This window comes from Faecalibacillus sp. H12 (assembly GCF_013361255.1).
Lineage (GTDB): Bacteria > Bacillota_I > Bacilli_A > Erysipelotrichales > Coprobacillaceae > Faecalibacillus > Faecalibacillus intestinalis.
Map to the genome: position 1 here is coordinate 1 of NZ_JABWDK010000086.1, position 377 is coordinate 377.

The 377-nt window shown below is 30.5% G+C and carries 1 protein-coding gene; it reads right to left on the minus strand.

Translation table 11 applies throughout. From position 1 onward, the window contains the following. Positions 1-194 (minus strand): helix-turn-helix domain-containing protein (locus HUU89_RS14515; protein WP_175302137.1); only part of this gene is annotated, 194 nt, incomplete at its 3' end. Positions 195-377: the final 183 nt, after the last annotated feature.

The following is a 377-nucleotide window of genomic DNA, read 5'->3' on the forward strand; positions in this document are numbered from 1 at the left end:
ATATTAGCACAATTAATTTTATAAGAAGATTTGTGAACAAGTTCTCTATGTTTTTTGATTTCTTTACCAACAGTAGACTTGTCCTTGCCGATGGTAAGAGCGATAGCAGCTTTAGTAGAGCCGTTTTCGATACCTTTTTCAATGATGATTCTTTCTTGAACAGTAAGATGTAAATTTTTATTGTTAGAAGACATGATAATCTACCTTTCATGAAAATGGAAAACAGATATCAGGTAAATTATACAGGTGAAAGAGTAAATTCCACAAAAGAAGTGTAAAAGTAAGTTCAACTGTAAGAGTAAATTCAATTGGAAGCTTGTGAAAGACTAAAATCCACTTTGTCATATCTAAAGTGGAATTTAACTTTTCACTTTAGA